Raw genomic sequence first — 4,753 nt, 5'->3', positions numbered from 1 at the left:
TATGGCTAGGGCTGATATAGTCTGGATAGGCGGCTTCTAACAACAAGCGATTGAGACGTTGTCGGTCTTCCCCGATGGGCTGTTGTGCCAGCAATTGCTGAGCGGCTTTGCTAAGAGTCAGGGTTTGGAAGTATGGCTTATTTTTCCGGTAGAGGGAGGGATTAACCAGCTGTTGGTTGAGTGTTTGCACCAGTCCCTGCTGTAGGGGTTCAGGCAGCGGGGGGAAACCGTCATAGTGATTGAGCAGTTCCAGAGTTTCTGGGGGCAAGTGAATTTTGAGATAATGACTGAGTTGATCGGTAGCAACGGTAGCAACCAACAGCTGAATGGCTAGACCGGGCAGATCCCTGAAAGACTCTAGGTTAAATTGAGCCTGGGCAACCTGATAGCGCTCCAGAAGGCTCTTGGTATCGTGATCAAGTTGCGATCGCAAATACTGAGACAGTTCATCCCTGCCTTGATCAAGTTTCTTGGCCAAGTTACTGACATTTTTAATACTCCCTGGACTAAACTGGTGACTTACCTGTACCAGTTGAGAGGTGCCTCCTAACGCTTCTAGGTAGAGAGCAAAAAGTTGATCTAAATCTCCCTTTTGGGCAGCAATAAAGCCTTGAGACCCTTTATTGTCAGCGGTATCCACATGATGGGAACGCATCACAGCGAGCAAGTCGGTTTCCCCTTGCTCCAGCAAAAAGCCAAAGACATCAATAAATTGGTAGAGCAAACTCTCAACATTGGCTCCGTCATAGAAATGAGGAAACCGACTGGTGATGCTGGTGGTTTTGCCGCGTTTTTCCATTACCTATTACCTATTACGCTACTCAAAGTCCCCCTTGCTAAGGGGGATTTAGGGGGATCCCCACCTCATGGGATAGAAAATTGCTACATTACTTATCTTCAATCACAATTGACAAACTAGACGACTCTTGTAACTGAATCTCAGCCCGTTCTACAATCGCAATCGGAATATTGTCGTGATAGGAGCTACCCTTAGCTGTGAGTTCTAGCTGATCAATCCTGTAGTTAGAATCTCGGAGAAAGCTCCGGAGTGCTTCCATTAACTTCTCCTGAATAGCTTCTGAAACTTGGCCATTGCTGATGAAACTCTGAAGGGTTTCCTGGTCAAAATTGCCTGCCTTAGTCCTGATCTGTAGCAGCAAGAGAGTTTGCAATTGGTCATAATCCAGATTTTCTCCCACTGCTAGTTTGGGTAACTGCTGCAACAGAGAGGGAGTCAAAATACTCCGAACTGCTGCTTCCATAACGCTCTTAAGTTGTGCTGGGTCAACAGTTTCGGGAACTGCAACCGCCGGAGTTAGCCTTAAATTCAAAGTAGCGATCGCAACATCAACAACCTGGATATCACTATCAATGACAAACTGACTATCTAACTGAGTTTTTTCAAATTTTTTGACCTGAATTTGGGACTTATCTGGGTCAATTCTATCCTCATTATCTTCACCATTCAGAAACCGAAAATCCTCCAGTTTCCAATTAATATCTAGCACTGATTCTACGGTTTTTGCTTGCTTAACCAGCTGCTCAAGTTGAATATTTTCTTCTGGTTGGAGTTGCTCAAGATAAGCACTAACCTGCTCCCGAACCTGTTGGTAAATTTGCTGCTTCTCTTGTTGGGTAACTGTAACCGGTAAAATCAGCTTCAAGGCTCCGGTAATGGTGAGTAATCTCTCATAGAGAAATACCGAACTGAGCTGAGCCTGCTCCACAAACGTGACATTAACGGTTTCGCCATCAAAGGGAATCCCTGGTTGCCAGAAGGAGGGAATTAACTTGATTGCTTCGATGGTGGTGATTGTTTCAATTCTTGCCTTAATCTCACTCCTAACCACTGCCTGGGATGGTTTGAAGTCAGCAAAATAGTGTTGTAGGGCTTGTTCAATTGCCTGTTGTTTGGAATCATCTAGTGCTTTAGCCTTAATTTGTAAGGCTACAGGAAGGGGTTTGATTTCTGAGGCAACGCGAACCGAGTGGGGGGTGAACTTTTCTAATATATCCACCTCTAGCCGTTTCACTGGCGTTTCGGAGGATTGATAGTGCTGGCGAGCCAGTTCAATGCCTTTTGAATTACGGATACTGGTGGTGAGGGTAAAATCAACTAAATCATTGACACCGTTGCAGCCTAGTATCTTACTCGTGAGTTGAGAGATGAGCAAGGGTTGACCCATTTTCTGGTCTTTGAGATGGGAGATAATTGTCTGCTGCACCTTTTCTTCCAACTGTAGCCGTTCCTCTGGAGACAGTTTCAGTCCCGGTTGGAGTTCAATTTGGAATACCCCATCAACGTTCACTGCTGTCGCCGCTTTAAGTAATGGGTAGATTCCCGCTGCCTTAACTCGGTCAATTTCTTGTTTGAGCTGACTAACTTTCTCAAGATCTCTAAAATCAATGCCATCAACAAATATTTCAATGATTCCAAAGTCTTGCCGTGCAATAGCCTGCTCATTGCTAACCGTAAGAGTTACGCTATCAACCTCTAAATCTTGCCAAGTTGCACTAGCCTGAGCTTCCCCAGCTGCTCCAGAAATCCCAGCCTCTACCTCTACTTCCACCTCTTGATTTTCACCTGCTGAGAGGATTACCTCTTGAGTGGTGTGATAGTCTTTAGTTTGTGTGCCTAAGATTTCGAGTTTTATCGTTGTCCCTTTGGGAACCTTAAGGTCTTCACTAAGGGAGCCACTCTTAGTAACCTTAACCTTGCCCTTAGCAACGTGGAAGTTTTCTCTAACTTGCACTTCCCGCACCCCAGGTAAACTCAACAGAGCATTCCGGATGGACGTAGTATTACCACCACTGGTCGCCAGCAGGGTTTGCTTGGCTCTTTGGCGCAGTTGTTCGTCACTCTCCTGTAGTTTACCGGTAAATCGGAGGGTTTCTTGATTATTAACTGACTTGACACCTACTACCGGCTGAGGCATCACCACAATAGTTTCAGCTTCAGTTTCCTCTGTTTTACCCCGTCGTAGAGCCTGGACTCTCACCTGGGCAGTGGTTTGGTCTTTGGAAATCTTGCCTTCTTCAATGGTTTCGTAGGCTTTTTTGGGAGACTCCTGGGTATCTTCCGTGGTAACTAGTGTACCTTTGGGAATAAAAATATCTTCATCAATGCCGATATCTCGCGTAAAGGTAACTTTTCCGGTAGCATAATCCGGTTCTCCCCGCTTAATGCCTAAAATAGCAACTACTTTGTCAAGGTCAATGCCTTCGGCAGTATCCACAAAGCCAGACAGATATACCCGTTGCATCTGCTCGTAGAGGAGGGCGAGTTCCCAAGCAAAGGACTCGTATAGAGTGCGCACCACACTGCCTTCTTGAAAATCCGTTAGGGTGTCAGGAGTGCGACTCTGCATGGCCTCGAACAGTTGAGCAAAGCCTTTTTTCTCAAAAACCATCTCATTAAGCTCCAGCTAGTGAAGTTAAATTTTGCGTGTAATTTCTAGCTAATGAACTCATTACCCATTACCCATCACCCATTATTACCCATTACCCATTACCCATTACCCATCACCCATTACCCATTACCCATTACCCATTACCTATTACCTATTACCTATTACCTATTACCTATTACCTATTACCCATTACCCATTACCTATTACCCATTACCTATTACCTATTACCTATTACCTATTACCCATTACCCTCCAGGTAGGGAAAAGCTCAGGGTCAAGGGTGTTTCCTGGCCTACAGCTTTAAGGACTACAGTTGCTACGAGTGTATAACGTTGCTGACGAGAGGGAGGCTCAAAATCTATGGCCTTGATTTCTTCTATCCGAGGTTCTTGAGCTAGACACTCACGGATATACAAATTAGCAAGGGAGCGAAGACGATTATTATTTTGTTGACCCACTAACAGGTGGAGCCGTGACCCATAATTAGGATGTCCCAAAGCGGCAAGCTCCCCTTTACGGGTGTAAAGGCGATTGAGAATTGCCTGAGCCAAATTATCTAAACCTGTCGCTGTTGCCAAGTCACGATTGACACTTTTAAGGTCTACTAATTGTCGCTCAGAAATAAATTGTCCAGTGTGGCGGCGAGTGAATAATAAATCTTTTTCCATTAGGTGATGGGGAATGGGGAATCGGGAATCGGGAATCGGGAATCGGGAATGGGGAATGGGGAATGGGGAATGGGTAATGGGTGATGGGTAATAGGTGATAGGTAATGGGTAATGGGTAATGGGTAATGGGTAATGGGTAATAGGTAATAGGTAATAGGTAATAGGTAATGGCTGATGGCTGATCGCTGATGGCTGATCGCTGATGGCTGATCGCTGATGGCTGATCGCTGATGGCTGATCGCTGATCGCTGATGGCTGATGGCTGATGGCTGATCGCTGATCGCTGATCGCTGATCGCTGATGGCTGATGGCTGATGGGGAATTTTGCGATCGCACTAAACTGATTTGAAAAACAAGCTTGTAGCTTGTAGGGTGGGCAAAAACATTTTGGTTCACATGAGTCTTCTAGATAAGATAACTTTGCCCACCCTACTTTAATTGGTATTTTTTTAACTGCATTCCAAGTCTACATCCATGTAGGGGCATTGCTGAGGGGCGGAATGAATATGAGTGGGGTGGGCATCCTGCCTGCCGGGAATTGAAACGGGCAAGATGCCCATTCCACCAAGATGCCCATTCCACCAAGATGCCCATTCCACCAAGATGCCCATTCCACCAAGATGCCCATTCCACCAAGATGCCCATTCCACCAAGATGCCCATTCCACCAAGATGC

Annotated in this window: 4 protein-coding genes; all 4 read right to left on the bottom strand. The window is 45.7% G+C overall.

The window, feature by feature from the left end; translation table 11 throughout:
* Positions 1-799: hypothetical protein (locus F6K20_RS24745; protein ID WP_287296398.1), on the bottom strand; the 799-nt coding region annotated here is incomplete at its 3' end.
* An 88-nt stretch (positions 800-887) separates the two neighbouring features.
* On the bottom strand, positions 888-3,410 hold the full coding sequence (locus tag F6K20_RS24740; protein ID WP_287265071.1) for a baseplate J/gp47 family protein: 2,523 nt from the start codon (positions 3,408-3,410) through the stop codon (positions 888-890).
* Between the two features lie 245 nt (positions 3,411-3,655).
* Positions 3,656-4,474 carry a GPW/gp25 family protein gene (locus F6K20_RS24735; RefSeq protein ID WP_287296396.1) on the bottom strand — a complete coding sequence of 273 codons (819 nt, stop codon included), beginning with the start codon at positions 4,472-4,474 and terminating at the stop codon, positions 3,656-3,658.
* Between the two features lie 53 nt (positions 4,475-4,527).
* Positions 4,528-4,753 (bottom strand): hypothetical protein (locus F6K20_RS24730; RefSeq protein ID WP_287296394.1); only part of this gene is annotated, 226 nt, incomplete at its 5' end.

Source organism: Moorena sp. SIO2C4, from assembly GCF_010672485.1.
GTDB lineage: Bacteria > Cyanobacteriota > Cyanobacteriia > Cyanobacteriales > Coleofasciculaceae > Moorena > Moorena producens.
Note: the sequence above shows the minus strand (reverse complement) of the source record. Positions and strands in the feature narration are given on the sequence as shown.